This is a genomic window from Pseudomonas sp. 9AZ (assembly GCF_902506525.1).
GTDB lineage: Bacteria > Pseudomonadota > Gammaproteobacteria > Pseudomonadales > Pseudomonadaceae > Aquipseudomonas > Aquipseudomonas peli.
In genome coordinates, this window is record NZ_LR733840.1 from 1,890,384 (window position 1) to 1,906,981 (window position 16,598).

A 16,598-nucleotide genomic window follows, 5' to 3' on the forward strand; every position below is an offset into this window, starting at 1 on the left:
GGTGAACGGCAGGGCTTAGAGATGAATCTCCGCGCCCTTTATGCCGAGTAGGCGCAGCTCTTCGATCAGACCATTGAGATCAGCGAAGGACTCCACCTGCTCCTGGTCATCGACCAGAAAGAAGCTGGTGCCCGCGCCTTTCTTCAACAGCACGATCCATTCCCGGGTATTGGCCGGGTTGACGATGATATGGGTATCAAAGAGCACGCCCTGAGCCTGCTTGCTCTTTATATCTTCACGCCGCATCAGCTGGCTCCTGCTTACTCAACCGTTACGCTCTTGGCCAGGTTACGCGGCTGGTCGACGTCGGTGCCCTTGAGCACAGCGACGTAGTAGGACAGCAGCTGCAGCGGAATGGTGTAGAGGATCGGCGCCAGGGCGTCGTGGATGTGCGGCATGTTCACCACATGGGTGCCCTCGCCATTGCTCATGCCGGCCTGCTCGTCGGCAAACACCAGCAGCTCGCCGCCACGGGCGCGCACTTCCTGCAGGTTGGATTTGAGCTTTTCCAGCAGCTCGTTGTTCGGCGCCACGGTGACCACCGGCATATCGCTGTCGACCAACGCCAGCGGGCCGTGCTTAAGCTCGCCAGCCGGGTAGGCTTCGGCGTGGATATAGGAAATTTCCTTGAGCTTGAGCGCGCCTTCCATCGCCACCGGATACTGCGCGCCACGGCCGAGAAACAGGCTGTGGTGCTTCTCGGCGAACAATTCGGAGACTTTCTCGACCACGCTGTCCATGGCCAGGGCTTCGCCCAGGCGGGTTGGCAGGCGGCGCAGTTCGTCCACCAGCTCGGCTTCCAGAGCTTTATCCAGAGTGCCACGCACCTGGCCGAGGGACAGGGTCAGCAGCATTAGCGCGACCAGCTGGGTGGTGAAGGCCTTGGTTGAAGCCACTCCGATTTCCGGGCCGGCCTGGGTCAGCAGGGTCAGGTCAGATTCACGCACCAGCGAGCTGATGCCAACGTTGCAAATCGCCAGGCTGGCCAGGTAACCGCCCTGGCCAGGCGCATGCTCTTTGGCATTGCGCAGGGCTGCCAGGGTGTCGGCGGTTTCGCCGGACTGGGAGATGCTGACAAACAGGGTGTCCGGCTGCACCACCACCTTGCGGTAGCGGAACTCGCTGGCCACTTCGATCTGGCAAGGAATCCCAGCAAGACCTTCCAGCCAGTAACGGGCGACCATACCGGCGTGATAACTGGTGCCGCAGGCAACGATCTGCACGTTGCGCACCTTGGCGAACAGCTCGGCGGCTTGCGGACCGAAAGCCTGAACCAGCACGTGATCGGAACCCAGACGGCCTTCCAGATTGCGCTGTACGACCTTGGGCTGCTCATGGATTTCCTTGAGCATAAAGTGGCGGTACTCGCCCTTGTCAGCGGCTTCCGCACCTTCGTGGTATTGCACGCTCTCGCGTACCACCGGCTGGCCGGATACATCCCAGATCTGCACGCTGTCGCGCTGGATTTCGGCGATATCGCCTTCTTCCAAGTACATAAAGCGGTCGGTGACCTGACGCAGAGCCAGCTGGTCGGAGGCAAGGAAGTTCTCACCCAGGCCCAGGCCGATCACCAGCGGGCTGCCGCTACGAGCGGCGAGCAGGCGATCTGGTTGCTTGGCGCTGATAACCGCCAGACCGTAGGCACCATGCAATTCCTTGACCGCCTCTTTCAGTGCTGCGGTCAGGTCCGGCTGAGTTTTCAGCTTGTGGTCGAGCAGGTGCACAATCACTTCGGTGTCGGTATCGGAGCTGAACACGTAACCCAGCCCCTTGAGCTGGGCACGCAGTTCTTCGTGGTTCTCGATGATGCCGTTGTGCACCACTGCCAGATCATGGCCAGAGAAGTGTGGGTGGGCATTGCGCTCGCTTGGCGCACCGTGGGTGGCCCAGCGGGTGTGCGCGATACCCAGGCGACCGGCCAACGGCTCGGCACTTAGTGCGCTTTCCAGCTCGCTGACCTTGCCCACGCGGCGGCGACGGTCGAGGTCGCCTTTATCCGTCAGCAGCGCCACGCCGGCGCTGTCGTAGCCGCGGTATTCCAGGCGCTTGAGGCCTTCAACCAGCACAGCGGTGATATTGCGTTCGGCGACTGCGCCTACGATGCCACACATAATCTTCTCCTTAAGCTTCAACAGCCGCGCAAATCAGCTTGATGCCGCGCTCGGTCAATTGTTCACGCGCCTCAGGGCTGAGGCGTTCGTCGGTTATCAGGGTATGGATACCGCTCCAGGGCAGCTCCAGGTTAGGAATCTTGCGGCCGATCTTGTCGCTCTCGACCATCACCACCACTTCACGCGCCACATCCGCCATCACTCGGCTTAGCCCGAGCAATTCATTGAAAGTGGTGGTGCCACGGTTCAGGTCGATGCCATCGGCGCCAATAAACAACTGGTCGAAATCGTAAGAGCGCAGCACCTGCTCAGCGACCTGGCCCTGGAACGACTCGGAATGCGGGTCCCAGGTGCCGCCGGTCATCAACAATACCGGCTCGTGCTCCAGCTCGCTGATGGCGCGGGCCACATTCAGCGAGTTGGTCATCACCACCAGACCAGGCTTGTGGCCTAGCTGCGGGATCATCGCCGCGGTGGTGGTGCCGCTGTCGATAATGATCCGCGCATGTTCGCGAATGCGCGCCACCCCGGCACGGGCGATGGCCTGCTTGTACTGAGAGATCGGCTGGATATCGCTGATCAGCTCTTGCGGCATGGGTACTGCACCGCCGTAACGACGCAGCAGCAGGCCGCTCTTTTCGAGGGCGGCGAGGTCTTTGCGAATGGTCACTTCCGAGGTGGCGAACGCCTTCGACAACTCGTCCACGCTCACCTCGCCTTGCTCGGCGAGCAGGGCAAGAATGGTGTGGCGTCGCTGCGGAGTGTTGCGTTTCGACATGCTAAGTTTCGATTCGAAAGATATTGGCGCGAATCAAAACCTAATGAAGCTTTTTCGTCAAGCCTGAAAACGACAAAAGGCGGCAGAGCCACCTTTTGTGTTGCTGCTCACACAGCAGCCAAAGCAGCCTACTTGGTGATTTTCACTGGGCGCTTCCAGCCTTCGATATTGCGCTGCTTAGCGCGCCCAACGGCCAGGGTGTTATCCGGCACATCACCAGTAATCACCGAGCCGGCACCGGTGGTGGCGCGATCACCCAGCGTCACCGGAGCGACCAGGGCGCTGTTGGAGCCGATAAACACGTCCTCACCCAGTACGGTCTTGAACTTGTTGGCGCCGTCGTAATTGCAGGTGATGGTGCCGGCGCCGATATTGCTCCGCGCGCCGATTTCGGCGTCGCCTAGGTAGCTCAAATGGCCAGCCTTGGCGCCTTCCCCCAGCTTGGCGTTCTTCAGCTCGACGAAGTTACCCACATGGGCTTTGGCGCCCAGCACCGAACCTGGACGCAGGCGAGCGAACGGACCGCAATCGGCACCCTCACCCACTTCGGCACCTTCCAGATGGCTGTTGGCTTTGACGATGGCGCCTTTGCGCAGGATCGAGTTTTTGATCACGCAGTTCGGCCCGATCTGCACGCCATCTTCGATCACCACCTGGCCTTCGAGGATTACGTTGATATCGATCGACACATCACGACCTACCGTGGCTTCACCGCGCAGGTCGAAACGCGCCGGGTCGATCAGGGTTACGCCCTGCACCATCAAGCGGCGCGCGGCGCGGTACTGATAGTGGCGCTCCAGCTGCGAAAGTTGGATGCGATCGTTGGCTCCCAGCACTTCCATCTCGTCAGCCGCCTGTTCGGTGGCGACCACCAGGCCATCGGCTACGGCCATGGCGATTACGTCCGTCAGGTAGTACTCACCCTGGGCGTTGCTGTTGGACAGACGACCGAGCCAGTCGCCCAGTTTTTTCCCTGGGACGGCGAGAATGCCGGTGTTGCCTTCACGGATCAGGCGCTGCTCGGCGCTGGCGTCCTTGTGCTCGACGATGGCCTTCACCACACCCTGCTCATCACGCACGATGCGGCCGTAGCCAGTTGGGTCGTTCAGATTGACCGTGAGCAAGCCAAGTTGCTGTTCGCTGACCTGCTGTAACAGACGCTGCAGGGTTTCCACTTCGATCAGCGGCACATCACCGTAGAGAATCAGCACACGCTCGGCGCTCAACGCCGGCAGCGCTTGAGCCACGGCATGGCCGGTGCCCAGTTGTTCGCTCTGCAGCACGAAATTCAGGTCATCCGCCGCCAGTCGCTCGCGCACCAATTCCGCGCCATGGCCGATCACCACATGGATGCCTTGCGGTTTCAGCAGGCGGGCGGTGTCGATTACATGGCCAAGCATGGCTTTGCCAGCAACCGGGTGCAGCACTTTCGGCAAGGCGGAACGCATGCGGGTGCCTTGGCCGGCGGCGAGGATAACGATATCGAGCGACATAAGAGCGGATTCCAGGCAGACGAAGGCGGGCTAAATCCCTAGCCCGGCCAACTGAAAAGGTAAAAACAGCAGGCAAAGAAAAAGGGTAGCCAAGGCTACCCTTTTACTCGTTTGCGATGAAGCGTCGGAATTAACCGCCGAACTTCTTGCGCAACTGCTGAACGGTACGCAGCTGAGCCGCGACCTCAGCCAGGTGAGCGGCTGCGGAACCGTAATCGAACTCCGCGCCCTTCTCATTCAAGGCATTCTCGGCAGCCCGGAGGGCTTCCTGAGCAGCAGCTTCATCGATATCGGCAGCACGCTGCACGGTATCGGCGAGAACTTTCACCACACTCGGCTGAACTTCGAGGAAGCCACCGGAGATGTAAAACACCTCGGTTTCGCCACCCAGCTTGACCAGACGAATCGGACCCGGTTTGAGGTCGGTGATCAGCGGCGCGTGGCCTGGAGCGATACCGATATCACCCAGGTTGCCGTGCGCAATCACCATCTCGACCAGACCGGAGAAGATCTCGCCTTCTGCGCTGACGATGTCGCAATGGACTGTCATAGCCATGTCTAACCTCACGTATCGATCTGTTTAACCACTACTACGTGAATAAACAGACCGTAAGCGCCCGTTGCCGGGCGCACGGGTGATTACAGTTTCTTCGCTTTCTCAACAGCTTCTTCGATGCTGCCAACCATGTAGAACGCCTGCTCTGGCAGGTGATCGTAGTCACCTTTCAGAATGCCGCTGAAGCCGGCAATGGTGTCCTTCAGGGAAACGTACTTGCCTGGCGAACCGGTGAAGACTTCGGCCACGAAGAACGGCTGGGACAGGAAGCGCTGGATCTTACGAGCACGGGATACCAGCTGCTTGTCTGCTTCGGACAGTTCGTCCATACCCAGAATCGCGATGATGTCCTTCAGCTCTTTGTAGCGCTGCAGTACGTACTGCACGCCGCGAGCGGTGTCGTAGTGCTCCTGGCCGATAACCATCGGGTCCAGCTGGCGCGACGTCGAGTCGAGTGGATCGACCGCTGGGTAGATACCCAGGGAAGCGATGTCACGGGACAGTACAACGGTGGCGTCCAAGTGGGCGAAGGTGGTCGCCGGGCTTGGGTCGGTCAGGTCGTCCGCAGGTACGTATACGGCCTGGATCGAGGTGATCGAACCGGTCTTGGTCGAAGTAATACGCTCTTGCAGAACGCCCATTTCTTCGGCCAGGGTCGGCTGATAACCCACTGCCGACGGCATACGGCCCAGCAATGCGGATACTTCAGTACCGGCCAGGGTGTAACGGTAGATGTTGTCCACGAAGAACAGAACATCACGGCCTTCGTCACGGAACTTCTCGGCCATGGTCAGGCCGGTCAGTGCTACGCGCAGACGGTTGCCTGGTGGCTCGTTCATCTGACCGTAAACCAGGGCTACCTTGTCGAGAACGTTGGAGTCCTTCATCTCGTGGTAGAAGTCGTTACCCTCACGAGTACGCTCACCCACACCGGCGAACACGGAATAACCGCTGTGCTCGATGGCGATGTTACGGATCAGTTCCATCATGTTTACGGTTTTGCCTACACCGGCACCACCGAACAGACCAACTTTACCGCCCTTGGCGAACGGGCAAACCAGGTCGATAACCTTGATGCCGGTTTCCAGCAACTCGTTGGAGCCAGCTTGTTCGGCATAGGAAGGCGCGGCACGGTGAATGCCCCAACGCTCTTCTTCGCCAATCGGGCCAGCTTCGTCGATTGGGTTGCCCAGCACGTCCATGATACGGCCGAGGGTTTTCACCCCAACCGGTACCTGGATACCTGCGCCAGTGCTGCCGACGCTCAGGCCACGCTTGAGGCCTTCGGTCGAACCCATCGCAATGGTACGTACCACGCCGTCGCCCAGCTGCTGCTGAACTTCCAGGGTGGTTTCGGCGCCGACTACTTTCAGCGCTTCATAAACACTCGGCACTTGATCACGCGGGAATTCCACGTCGATAACGGCGCCGATGATTTGAACGATACGTCCGCTACTCATCTTTGGTTCCTCTGAATATTTGAACCGTGCTTAAACCGCGGCAGCGCCGCCGACGATTTCCGAAATTTCCTGGGTGATCGCTGCCTGACGTGCCTTGTTGTAAACCAACTGCAGGTCTTTGATGATATCGCCAGCGTTGTCGGTGGCGTTCTTCATTGCGATCATCCGGGCCGCTTGTTCAGCCGCGTTGTTCTCAACCACTGCCTGGTAAACCTGCGACTCCACGTAACGCACCATCAAGCCGTCGAGCAGCTCTTTGGCGTCGGGTTCGTACAGGTAATCCCAGTGGTGCTTGAGTTCTTTATCCGGATCGGCCACCAGCGGAATCAACTGCTCCACTGTCGGCTTTTGCGTCATGGTATTGATGAACTTGTTCGAGACCACGGACAAACGATCGATGCGACCATCGAGGTAGGCATCGAGCATTACCTTGACGCTACCAATCAGATCATTGATCGACGGTTCTTCGCCCAGGTGGCTGATCGCAGCAACGATGTTGCCACCAAAGTTGCGGAAGAACGCCGCGCCTTTGCTGCCAACTACGCAGAGATCAATCTCCACGCCTTGCTCGCGATTGCTCGCCATGTCTTTGACCAGAGCCTTGAACAGGTTGGTGTTCAGACCACCACACAGACCACGGTCCGAGCTCACCACGATATAACCTACGCGCTTAACTTCGCGCTCGATCATGAACGGGTGACGGTATTCCGGGTTGGCGTTGGCCAGATGACCAATCACCTGGCGGATACGCTCCGCGTAGGGACGGCTAGCAGCCATGCGCATTTGTGCTCTGCGCATTTTGCTGACCGCCACCTTTTCCATGGCGCTGGTGATCTTCTGCGTGCTTTTGATGCTCGCAATCTTGCTGCGAATCTCTTTTGCGCCTGCCATTTGACACCTATCGGGTTAGCAAGCGGGGACCTCACGGCCCCCGCTGCGGCTTACCAGGTTTGGGTGGCCTTGAACTTCTCGATACCGGCTTTCAGGCCAGCGTCGATTTCGTCATTAAAGTCACCCTTCTCGTTGATCTTCGCCAGCAGTGCGGCGTGATCCCGGTTGAAGTAAGCAATCAGGGCCTGCTCGAATGCACCAATCTTGGCGACTTCGATATCGACCAGGAAACCACGCTCGGCGGCATACAGCGACAGCGACATGTCAGCGATCGACATTGGCGCATATTGCTTCTGCTTCATCAGCTCAGTAACGCGCTGACCGTGCTCAAGTTGCTTACGAGTGGCTTCGTCCAGGTCAGAAGCAAACTGGGCGAATGCTGCCAGTTCACGGTACTGAGCCAGAGCGGTACGGATACCACCGGAAAGCTTCTTGATGATCTTGGTCTGTGCAGCACCACCCACGCGGGATACCGAAATACCGGCGTTGACCGCAGGACGGATACCCGAGTTGAACATGGCCGATTCCAGGAAGATCTGACCGTCGGTGATCGAGATCACGTTGGTCGGAACGAACGCGGAAACGTCGCCCGCCTGGGTTTCGATGATCGGCAGAGCGGTCAGGGAACCGGTTTTGCCAGTCACAGCGCCATTGGTGAACTTCTCAACATACTCTTCGGAAACGCGGGAAGCGCGCTCCAGCAGACGGCTGTGGAGATAGAACACGTCGCCTGGGTAGGCTTCACGGCCTGGCGGACGGCGCAGCAGCAGGGAAATCTGGCGGTAAGCCACTGCTTGCTTGGACAGATCGTCATAAACGATCAGCGCGTCTTCACCGCGGTCGCGGAAGTATTCGCCCATGGTGCAACCGGCGTACGGTGCAATGAACTGCAGAGCAGCGGATTCGGAAGCGGAAGCCGCGACAACGATGGTGTTAGCCAGCGCGCCGTTTTCTTCCAGCTTGCGTACCACGTTGGCGATGGTCGATTGCTTCTGACCAATGGCTACGTAGACGCACTTAATGCCGCTGTTCTTCTGGTTGATGATGGCGTCGATGGCCAGAGCGGTTTTACCGATCTGACGGTCACCGATGATCAGCTCACGCTGGCCACGGCCAACCGGGATCATGGCATCGACCGACTTGTAACCGGTTTGCACCGGCTGGTCGACCGACTTACGCCAGATCACGCCCGGCGCAACCTTTTCAACAGCGTCGGTAGCGACGTTGTTCAGCGGGCCTTTGCCGTCAATTGGGTTACCCAGTGCGTCGACAACGCGACCCAGCAGTTCCGGACCAACCGGAACTTCGAGGATACGGCCGGTGCACTTGGCGCTCATGCCTTCGGCAAGACTGGTGTAAGCACCCAGCACAACAGCACCAACGGAGTCTTGCTCCAGGTTCAGTGCCATACCGTAGACGCCGCCCGGGAACTCGATCATTTCGCCGTACATTACGTCGGCGAGACCGTGAATACGCACGATACCGTCAGATACGCTGACGACAGTGCCTTCGTTACGGGCTTGAGAGGCGACATCGAGATTCTCGATACGCCCCTTGATGATTTCACTTATTTCGGAAGGATTGAGTTGCTGCATAGCTCTGCTGCCCCTTCAAACTCAAGATTTCAATGCTTCGGCCAGCTTCGCGATTTTGCCGCGAACTGAGCCATCGATAACCAGGTCGCCGGCGCGGATCACGACACCACCGATCAGGGTGGCATCCTCCGCGGCGTGCAGACGCACTTCTCGGCCGAGCCGTGCACTGAGAACCTTGGCGAGTTTGTCTTGCTGTTCATCGCTCAATGCGAAGGCACTGGTAACGTCCACGTCGATCGACTTTTCCTGCTCGGCTTTGTACAGCTCGAACAGTTCAACGATCTGTGGCAATAAAGCCAGGCGATCGTTTTCAGCGACGATATGAATGAAATTGCGTACCTGGGCGTCGAACTTGTCACCACACACGTCAATGAACGTGGTGGCCTTGTCTGTACTCGTCAAACGCGGTGTCTTAAGCACGCGTTGCATGGTGTCGTCTTGCGACACCGCTGCAGCCAGGCCGAGCATGGCTGACCAATTGGCCAGCTGCTGGTGGGCCTGGGCGTGCTCAAAAGCAGCCTTAGCGTAAGGTCGGGCCAGCGTGGTCAGTTCTGCCATGATCGCGCCCCTCGCTTAAATTTCGGCTGCCAGTTTGGAAACCAGCTCCGCATGCGCGTTTTGGTCGATAGATGCGCCCAGGATCTTCTCGGCACCGCTAACGGCCAGGCTACCCAGTTGGGCACGCAGCGCGTCTTTGACACCATTCAGTTCCTGCTCGATCTCGGCCAGAGCCTGGGCCTTCACACGGTCAGCTTCGACGCGGGCCTGTTCACGGGCTTCGTCGACGATCTGGGTACCGCGTTTCTTGGCTTGCTCAATGATCTCGGCTGCTTGGCCTTTGGCTTCGCGCAGTTGCTGACCCACTTTCTCTTGGGCCAACTCCAGGTCACGAGCCGCACGGCTAGCAGCGTCCAGGCCGTCTGCGATCTTCTTCTGACGTTCTTGCAAAGCCGTAATGACCGGAGGCCACACGTACTTCATGCAGAACAGCACGAAGATGAAGAAGGCAACGGACTGGCCAATCAGGGTTGCATTAATGTTCACGCCAACACCTCGCTCGTTCGTTGTCCATCAAACCAATTCACTCGAAAACGAGTGAATTAGCCTGCGATTTGACCAACGAAAGGGTTCGCGAAGGTGAAGAACAGTGCGATACCAACACCGATCATGGTCACGGCGTCGAGCAGACCGGCGACGATGAACATTTTCACTTGCAGCATCGGAACCATTTCTGGCTGACGCGCAGCGCCTTCCAGGAACTTGCCGCCCAGCAGGCCGAAACCAATGGCGGTACCCAGGGCACCCAGGCCAATCAGCAGTGCTACAGCGATAGCGGTCAGACCAACTACAGTTTCCATCTTTCCTCCCGACTTTTTATGTCGTATTGGTTAAGGTTTTCTAAGGTAAAGCGGTAAAGCAAAATCGGTACTTCTGGTTGCCCTTGCGGGCGTCCACTGCGAGCGCCTAAGCGCTCTTAGTGGTTGTCTTCGTGCGCCATCGACAGGTAGACGATGGTCAGCATCATGAAGATGAACGCCTGCAGCACAATGATCAGGATGTGGAACACAGCCCACGCCCACTGCAGGGCAATACCCAGCGCGCCCAGCAGCAAACCGCCGCCAAACATGATCGCGATGAGGATAAAGATCAACTCGCCGGCATACAGGTTGCCGAACAGACGCAATGCCAGGGAAATCGGCTTGGCGATCAGGGTCACGAATTCAAGCAGGAAGTTGACCGGAATCAGCAGAGCTTGAACAAACACGTTCTTGCTGCCGAACGGGTGCAGGGTCAGCTCGCCGATGAAACCGCCAATGCCTTTGACCTTGATGCTGTAGTACAGAATCAGGGCAAATACCGACAGGGCCAGGCCCAGGGTAGCGTTTGGATCAGTGGTCGGCACGACACGGAAGTACAGGTGCGGGTCGCCGGAAATTTTTGCCGCCAGCATTGGCAACCAATCTACCGGGATCAGATCCATAAAGTTCATCAGGAAAACCCAGACGAAGATGGTCAGACCCAGCGGTGCGATCAGCGCGTTGCGGCCGTGGAAGGTGTCCTTGACGCTGCCGTCAACGAACTCAACCAGGACTTCAACGAAGTTCTGCAGCTTGCCTGGTTGCCCGGAAGTGGCGCGTTTAGCAGCGGCACGGAACAGCAGGATAAAGAACAGGCCCAACACGACAGACACGGCCAAGGTGTCGACGTGAAATGCCCAGAAGCCCATTTCCTGAGCTTCTTTTGCGTTGTGGGCGAAACTCCAGCCGTTGACCGGGTGCTGACCGTAGGTCAGGTTGGTCAAGTGGTGCTGGATATAACCCGAAGCGGTTTCTGCTGCTGCCATATATCCCTCGAGCGCTAAGGTCTTAAAAGTCTTGTTTTCATCAGCAGGGGCGAAAACCAATTGACCAACTGGGTCAGGACGAACACGCCAAATACTGCCAGCGGTTCCAGAGGTTTCACACCTGCAAAGGTCAGTGCAAACAGCACTGCCGTTAAAACCAGTTTGCCCGCCTCACCGGCATAAAAAGACCGGACGATGGCTTGAGCAGCCCGCGCTCCACTGAAACGGAACGCCTTGTGGGCAAAGTACAGATTCGGCAGCCAGGCAATCAGGCCACCACACAACCCTGAGTAGCCTGCTACTGAGCCTTGCCACTGCCACAACACCAGGGCCAGCAACAGCAGTACCAGCAGTTGCACCAGCAGTACCGGGAAAACAGCTAAGCGATGGAAGGGCAGGCGATTCGGCGTGCGAACGTCCATCTTGTTTTCCTGAAAGCTGAACTCGGGCGTCGGCACCTGAAATCAATAACTTGGCATACTTTGTGCCGACGAAATGCGCGCAGAGTATAGGGGCGCTTCCCCCCCCATTCAACTGCCGGGTAGTGATTTCCGACTAGTCGCTACACGCTCAATTGTTTCAACGAATGTGGGCGAGCACACCCTGCAGTTCATCCAGGGAGCTGTAGCTGATCACCAACTGGCCTTTGCCTTTCTGCCCATGCTTGATCTGCACTGGCGAGCCCAGGCGCTCAGCCAGGCGCTGTTCCAGCCGGGTAATGTCCGGATCGGCTTTGACCACTGCCGCCGGCTTCTCTTTGCTGTTCAACCACTGACGTACCAGTGCTTCGGTTTGGCGCACGGTGAGGCCGCGTGCGACAACATGTCGCGCACCTTCGGTCTGCTGTTCTGCCGGCAAACCGAGCAAGGCGCGGGCATGGCCCATTTCCAGATCACCGTGGGACAGCAGGGTTTTGATCTCTTCCGGCAGGGCAATCAGGCGTAGCAAGTTGCTGATGGTCACCCGCGACTTGCCCACCGCATCGGCGACCTGCTGCTGAGTCAGCTGGAACTCCTGCTGCAGGCGTTGCAAGGCCATGGCTTCTTCGATGGGGTTGAGGTCTTCGCGCTGGATGTTCTCGATCAGCGCCATGGCGATGGCGGCTTCGTCCGGTAGCTCACGGACCATGGCCGGGATCTTATCCAGGCCGGCTTGCTGACTGGCACGCCAGCGGCGTTCACCGGCAACGATCTCAAAACGTCCTTCGCCAATCGGCCGCACCACGATCGGCTGCATCACGCCGTGAGCCTTGATCGACTGCGCCAGTTCTTCCAGGGCAGTGGCGTCCATGTCGCGGCGCGGCTGGTATTTGCCGCGCTGGATCAGGTCCAGGGGCACGTATTGCAGTTCACGGCTGTCGACCTGCGCGGCCTCTTCCTGCAAGGCGCTGACACTGGTGCCGCCCAGCAGGGCATCCAGACCGCGTCCGAGTCCTCGTTTTTTCACAGCCATGGGTATTTCCTTATGCGGTTGCGGTGTGGGCACTTGCGCGTTGGCGGCGAACCAATTCGCCGGCCAGCGCCAGGTAGGCAATGGCACCACGGGATTGCTTGTCATACACCAGCGCCGGCATACCAAAGCTTGGCGCCTCGGCCAGACGCACGTTACGCGGGATGACTACGTCGTAGAGCTGGTCAGGGAAATGCTGCTTCAACTGCGCCGACACATCGTTAGTCAGGCTGATGCGCGGGTCGTACATGGTGCGCAGCAGGCCTTCAATCTTCAGCTTGGGATTGAGTATCTCGGCGATGCGCTGAATGCTGTTTACCAGGTCGCTCAAGCCTTCCAGCGCGTAGTACTCGCACTGCATGGGGATGATCACCCCATCAGCGGCCACCAGGGCGTTGATCGTCAACATCGACAGTGCCGGTGGGCAGTCGATGAGGATGTAATCGTAATTCTCGCGGATTGGCGCCAACGCATAACGCAGGCGGCTTTCCTTCATTTTCATTTCCAGCAGCGAGACCTCGGCGGCAGTCAGGTCCCGGTTGGCCGGCAGCAACTGGTAGCCGCCGTGCTCGGAGAACTGCATGGCATCGACCAGGTTGCATTCACCGATCAGCACGTCGTAGATCGAATGCTCCAGGCCGTGTTTATCCACACCGCTGCCCATGGTCGCGTTGCCCTGGGGGTCGAGGTCGATCAACAGCACGCGGCGCTTGGTCGCCACCAGCGAAGCAGCCAGATTTATGCAGGTGGTGGTTTTGCCCACGCCGCCTTTCTGGTTAGCGATTGCGAATACCTTAGCCATGCTGCGTTCCCCCTAAACCGAGCGACGCAGTATCAACAGATGGCGCTGACCTTGGCAACCGGGAACCTTGAGTACATGGGTAGCGGTGAGACGAAAGTCCGCTGGCAGGGCTTGCAGCTCGTCATCCGGGTGTACGCCTTTCATCGCCAGCCACTGCGTGTGGTCGTCGCCGAGATGGCGGGTCCAATTGCTGAAATCTTCCAGCGAACTGAACGCCCGCGAACAAATACCGCTAAACGGCTGCTCGGGACGGAATTCTTCAACGCGGCTGTGGATAACTTGCAGGTTGGCCAGTTTCAACTCCAGCTTTACCTGGGTCAGGAAGCGGGTCTTCTTACCATTGGAGTCGAGCAGGGTGAACTGCCGCTCGGGAAACAGGATAGCCAGGGGAATGCCCGGCATGCCGCCGCCGCTGCCGACGTCCAGCCAGTTATCCCCAGCCTCGGTGACGAAAGGCACCACAGAGAGGCTGTCGAGCAGATGGCGCGACACCATTTCATTCGGGTCGCGTACTGCTGTGAGGTTGTAAGCCTTGTTCCACTTGATCAATAGGGCCAGATAGGCCAGCAACTGTTCGTGCTGCTGCGCGCTGAGTTCGACACCCAGCTCCAGAGCGCCCTGGCTCAATTCTTCGGCGTGACGTGCGGTGACCAACGACATCAGGCGCTGTGCTCCAACTGCTGACCGGCAGTGCGCTTTTTCAGGTGGATCAGCAGCAGGGAAATCGCTGCCGGGGTGACGCCGGGAATCCGCGAGGCCTGGCCAAGGGTTTCCGGGCGGTTGTTACCAAGTTTGTGCTGGATTTCCTTGGACAAGCCGGAAATGCCTGCGTAGTCGATATCAAGCGGTAGCTTGGTGTCTTCACTGGCGCGTAGGCGGGCGATTTCATCCTGCTGGCGATCGATATAACCGGCGTACTTGGTCTTGATTTCGACCTGCTCGGCCACTTGGGGGTCCTGCGCGCTACCGCCGGTGATGGTTACCAGCCCGGCGTAATCGATTTCCGGGCGGGCGAGCAGGTTGAGCAGGTTGTATTCGTGGGTCAGCGGCGTGCCGAAGTGGGCGGCAATTGCATCGCCTTGAGGCGTGCCCGGGCGTACCCAGGTGCTTTTCAGGCGCTGTTCTTCCAGAGCAATGGCTTCGCGCTTGGTTTCGAACGCGGCCCAACGCACATCATCGACCAGACCCAGCTCTCGGCCTTTCTCAGTCAGGCGCAGGTCGGCGTTGTCTTCGCGCAGGATCAGCCGGTATTCGGCGCGCGAAGTGAACATGCGGTACGGCTCCTGGGTACCCAGGGTAATCAGGTCGTCGACCAACACGCCGATGTAGGCCTCGTCGCGACGCGGGCACCAGCTGTCCTTGCCCTGGGCGCGCAATGCGGCGTTGCAACCAGCGAGCAAACCTTGCGCACCGGCTTCTTCGTAACCGGTGGTGCCGTTGATCTGCCCGGCGAAGAACAGCCCCGCAATCACCTTGGTTTCCAGGCTGTACTTGAGATCGCGCGGGTCGAAGTAGTCGTACTCAATGGCGTAACCGGGACGGACGATATGCGCGTTCTCCATGCCACGGATGCTGCGCACGATCTGCAATTGCACATCGAACGGCAGCGAGGTGGAGATGCCATTCGGATACAGCTCATGGGTATTCAGGCCTTCTGGCTCGATAAATACCTGATGGCTGTCCTTGTCGGCGAAGCGGTGGATCTTGTCTTCGATCGATGGGCAATAACGCGGGCCGACACCTTCGATCACGCCCGAATACATCGGCGAACGATCGAGGTTGGCCGCGATGATTTCGTGGGTACGCGCGTTGGTGTGGGTGATCCAGCAGCTGACTTGACGCGGTTGCTGCTCGGCACGACCGAGGAAGGACATCAGCGGCGTTGGTGTATCGCCCGGCTGCTCGGTCATCACCGAGAAATCCACCGAACGACCGTCGATGCGTGGCGGCGTACCGGTTTTCAGGCGACCAACACGCAGTGGCAATTCACGCAGACGTTGCGCCAAGGCAATCGAGGGTGGATCACCCGCGCGGCCGCCGGAGTAATTCTGCAGACCGATGTGGATAAGTCCACCGAGGAAGGTGCCAGTGGTCAACACCACCGAATCTGCGAGGAAACGCAGGCCCATCTGGGTGACTACGCCTTTGACTTCGTCGTTTTCGACGATCAGGTCATCGGCTGCCTGCTGAAATATCCACAGGTTGGCCTGGTTTTCCAATGTTTCGCGAATCGCGGCTTTGTACAGCACGCGATCAGCCTGGGCGCGAGTGGCACGTACCGCAGGGCCCTTGCGGCTGTTCAGTACACGGAACTGGATACCACCTTTGTCGGTGGCTTCAGCCATGGCGCCGCCGAGGGCGTCGATTTCCTTAACCAGATGGCTCTTGCCGATCCCGCCAATGGCCGGGTTGCAGCTCATCTGCCCGAGTGTTTCCACGTTATGGGTCAGCAGCAGGGTTTTTACCCCCATGCGTGCAGCTGCCAACGCAGCTTCGGTACCGGCATGACCGCCGCCGATGACGATCACCTGAAAACGGGAAGGGAAATCCACCACGCACCTCGTGCCTGTTGAGAAATGGGGGGCTTTTTGGGTTGAAAAGCGGGAAAGGCGGCAAGTATAGGGATTTAGCCGGTGTGAAAGAAGCCTTTTGCACAAAAAATAGCCAGTTCGCTTGGGTGCTGTTCTGGTGTGTCGGTTAATAAAGAATAAAAGAGAGAATTTTTATAAAGCCTTGTTTATATGTTTATTACTTAGCAACGGCTTTTCTGTGGATAGATCGCTACAGATCAATGGATTCAATGCTTACAGCGTTTAAAAAGTCTGTGCTGATCCTGCCATCTGCCTGTTCAGTTGCCGTACGCAAGCTGTGGATTAAATGCATGGTTATCCACAGGGGCGGTTATCCTCAGTTTTATCACCGGGTTATAGGCAGGGCTTAGGCTCGGTTTTCCACAGAGCTTAGGTGGATAAATAAGTGGCTGAACATGCATATTTCGCTCAGGCAAAAGCCTTCCCGAACGACATTAGTTGGGATTTCAGAACTTAGGATGGGGTGGGTGCAGGGAGGATATTGCGGATGCGGGGCATGATTCGATGCGCCGTAACCCATCAGAAATA

17 protein-coding genes are annotated in these 16,598 nt (G+C 58.4%); all 17 read right to left on the reverse strand.

All coding sequences use genetic code 11. From position 1 onward, the window contains the following. Nucleotides 1–15: 15 nt before the first annotated feature. The 17 genes from ALTER154_RS08805 to mnmG all read right to left on the reverse strand — a co-directional run bounded on the left by ALTER154_RS08805 (nucleotide 16) and on the right by mnmG (nucleotide 16,031). Nucleotides 16–246, reverse strand: coding sequence for a hypothetical protein (locus ALTER154_RS08805; RefSeq protein WP_160086312.1), 231 nt, complete (start codon nucleotides 244–246; stop codon nucleotides 16–18). 14 nt (nucleotides 247–260) lie between these two features. Continuing rightward, nucleotides 261–2,111: a glutamine--fructose-6-phosphate transaminase (isomerizing) gene (glmS, locus tag ALTER154_RS08810; protein WP_160086314.1), complete on the reverse strand. Its 1,851-nt coding sequence runs from the start codon at nucleotides 2,109–2,111 to the stop codon at nucleotides 261–263. 10 nt (nucleotides 2,112–2,121) lie between these two features. Beyond that, nucleotides 2,122–2,889, reverse strand: coding sequence for a DeoR/GlpR family DNA-binding transcription regulator (locus tag ALTER154_RS08815; protein ID WP_160086316.1), 768 nt, complete (start codon nucleotides 2,887–2,889; stop codon nucleotides 2,122–2,124). Between the two features lie 128 nt (nucleotides 2,890–3,017). Then, on the reverse strand, nucleotides 3,018–4,382 hold the full coding sequence (glmU, locus tag ALTER154_RS08820) for a bifunctional UDP-N-acetylglucosamine diphosphorylase/glucosamine-1-phosphate N-acetyltransferase GlmU (RefSeq protein WP_160086318.1): 1,365 nt from the start codon (nucleotides 4,380–4,382) through the stop codon (nucleotides 3,018–3,020). A gap of 130 nt (nucleotides 4,383–4,512) precedes the next feature. Next, the gene (locus ALTER154_RS08825; protein WP_090254171.1) at nucleotides 4,513–4,938 is read right to left on the reverse strand and encodes a F0F1 ATP synthase subunit epsilon; all 426 of its coding nucleotides are present in this window, start codon (nucleotides 4,936–4,938) and stop codon (nucleotides 4,513–4,515) included. An 83-nt stretch (nucleotides 4,939–5,021) separates the two neighbouring features. Beyond that, nucleotides 5,022–6,398, reverse strand: a complete 1,377-nt coding sequence (gene atpD, locus ALTER154_RS08830) for a F0F1 ATP synthase subunit beta (RefSeq protein WP_090378655.1) — start codon at nucleotides 6,396–6,398, stop codon at nucleotides 5,022–5,024. Between the two features lie 30 nt (nucleotides 6,399–6,428). After that, entirely contained in the window at nucleotides 6,429–7,289 is an 861-nt protein-coding gene (gene atpG / locus ALTER154_RS08835; protein WP_090254176.1) for a F0F1 ATP synthase subunit gamma, read from the reverse strand. 50 nt (nucleotides 7,290–7,339) lie between these two features. Then, nucleotides 7,340–8,884, reverse strand: coding sequence for a F0F1 ATP synthase subunit alpha (gene atpA, locus ALTER154_RS08840; protein WP_090254179.1), 1,545 nt, complete (start codon nucleotides 8,882–8,884; stop codon nucleotides 7,340–7,342). A gap of 21 nt (nucleotides 8,885–8,905) precedes the next feature. Continuing rightward, nucleotides 8,906–9,442 (reverse strand): F0F1 ATP synthase subunit delta, encoded by a 537-nt coding sequence (locus ALTER154_RS08845; RefSeq protein WP_090254181.1) that lies wholly within the window; start codon nucleotides 9,440–9,442, stop codon nucleotides 8,906–8,908. 15 nt (nucleotides 9,443–9,457) lie between these two features. Further along, a complete protein-coding gene (locus tag ALTER154_RS08850; protein WP_090254183.1) occupies nucleotides 9,458–9,928 on the reverse strand; it encodes a F0F1 ATP synthase subunit B in 471 nt (156 codons plus the stop codon). A 56-nt stretch (nucleotides 9,929–9,984) separates the two neighbouring features. Then, nucleotides 9,985–10,242, reverse strand: coding sequence for a F0F1 ATP synthase subunit C (gene atpE / locus ALTER154_RS08855; protein WP_003097235.1), 258 nt, complete (start codon nucleotides 10,240–10,242; stop codon nucleotides 9,985–9,987). A gap of 116 nt (nucleotides 10,243–10,358) precedes the next feature. Continuing rightward, nucleotides 10,359–11,228 carry a F0F1 ATP synthase subunit A gene (gene atpB, locus ALTER154_RS08860; protein ID WP_160086320.1) on the reverse strand — a complete coding sequence of 290 codons (870 nt, stop codon included), beginning with the start codon at nucleotides 11,226–11,228 and terminating at the stop codon, nucleotides 10,359–10,361. 14 nt (nucleotides 11,229–11,242) lie between these two features. Further along, complete coding sequence (locus tag ALTER154_RS08865; protein ID WP_160086322.1) at nucleotides 11,243–11,650, reverse strand: F0F1 ATP synthase subunit I; 408 nt, start codon at nucleotides 11,648–11,650, stop codon at nucleotides 11,243–11,245. A gap of 157 nt (nucleotides 11,651–11,807) precedes the next feature. Next, complete coding sequence (locus ALTER154_RS08870) at nucleotides 11,808–12,680, reverse strand: ParB/RepB/Spo0J family partition protein (RefSeq protein ID WP_090378678.1); 873 nt, start codon at nucleotides 12,678–12,680, stop codon at nucleotides 11,808–11,810. Nucleotides 12,681–12,690: 10 nt separating this feature from the next. Further along, entirely contained in the window at nucleotides 12,691–13,479 is a 789-nt protein-coding gene (locus tag ALTER154_RS08875) for a ParA family protein (RefSeq protein WP_090254191.1), read from the reverse strand. 12 nt (nucleotides 13,480–13,491) lie between these two features. Next, nucleotides 13,492–14,139, reverse strand: a complete 648-nt coding sequence (rsmG, locus tag ALTER154_RS08880) for a 16S rRNA (guanine(527)-N(7))-methyltransferase RsmG (RefSeq protein WP_160086324.1) — start codon at nucleotides 14,137–14,139, stop codon at nucleotides 13,492–13,494. After that, nucleotides 14,139–16,031: a tRNA uridine-5-carboxymethylaminomethyl(34) synthesis enzyme MnmG gene (gene mnmG, locus ALTER154_RS08885; RefSeq protein ID WP_160086326.1), complete on the reverse strand. Its 1,893-nt coding sequence runs from the start codon at nucleotides 16,029–16,031 to the stop codon at nucleotides 14,139–14,141. Before mnmG ends, rsmG begins: the two co-directional genes overlap by 1 nt. Between the last annotated feature and the right edge of the window lie 567 nt (nucleotides 16,032–16,598).

Coding starts and splice junctions, on each gene's coding strand:
- ALTER154_RS08805 (WP_160086312.1), bottom strand. CDS start 246: ATGCGGCGTGAAGATATAAAGAGCAAGCAGGCTCAGGGCGTGCTCTTT.
- atpD (WP_090378655.1), bottom strand. CDS start 6,398: ATGAGTAGCGGACGTATCGTTCAAATCATCGGCGCCGTTATCGACGTG.
- glmS (WP_160086314.1), bottom strand. CDS start 2,111: ATGTGTGGCATCGTAGGCGCAGTCGCCGAACGCAATATCACCGCTGTG.
- atpA (WP_090254179.1), bottom strand. CDS start 8,884: ATGCAGCAACTCAATCCTTCCGAAATAAGTGAAATCATCAAGGGGCGT.
- atpG (WP_090254176.1), bottom strand. CDS start 7,289: ATGGCAGGCGCAAAAGAGATTCGCAGCAAGATTGCGAGCATCAAAAGC.
- ALTER154_RS08825 (WP_090254171.1), bottom strand. CDS start 4,938: ATGGCTATGACAGTCCATTGCGACATCGTCAGCGCAGAAGGCGAGATC.
- atpE (WP_003097235.1), bottom strand. CDS start 10,242: ATGGAAACTGTAGTTGGTCTGACCGCTATCGCTGTAGCACTGCTGATT.
- atpB (WP_160086320.1), bottom strand. CDS start 11,228: ATGGCAGCAGCAGAAACCGCTTCGGGTTATATCCAGCACCACTTGACC.
- rsmG (WP_160086324.1), bottom strand. CDS start 14,139: ATGTCGTTGGTCACCGCACGTCACGCCGAAGAATTGAGCCAGGGCGCT.
- ALTER154_RS08815 (WP_160086316.1), bottom strand. CDS start 2,889: ATGTCGAAACGCAACACTCCGCAGCGACGCCACACCATTCTTGCCCTG.
- ALTER154_RS08870 (WP_090378678.1), bottom strand. CDS start 12,680: ATGGCTGTGAAAAAACGAGGACTCGGACGCGGTCTGGATGCCCTGCTG.
- glmU (WP_160086318.1), bottom strand. CDS start 4,382: ATGTCGCTCGATATCGTTATCCTCGCCGCCGGCCAAGGCACCCGCATG.
- ALTER154_RS08875 (WP_090254191.1), bottom strand. CDS start 13,479: ATGGCTAAGGTATTCGCAATCGCTAACCAGAAAGGCGGCGTGGGCAAA.
- ALTER154_RS08865 (WP_160086322.1), bottom strand. CDS start 11,650: ATGGACGTTCGCACGCCGAATCGCCTGCCCTTCCATCGCTTAGCTGTT.
- ALTER154_RS08845 (WP_090254181.1), bottom strand. CDS start 9,442: ATGGCAGAACTGACCACGCTGGCCCGACCTTACGCTAAGGCTGCTTTT.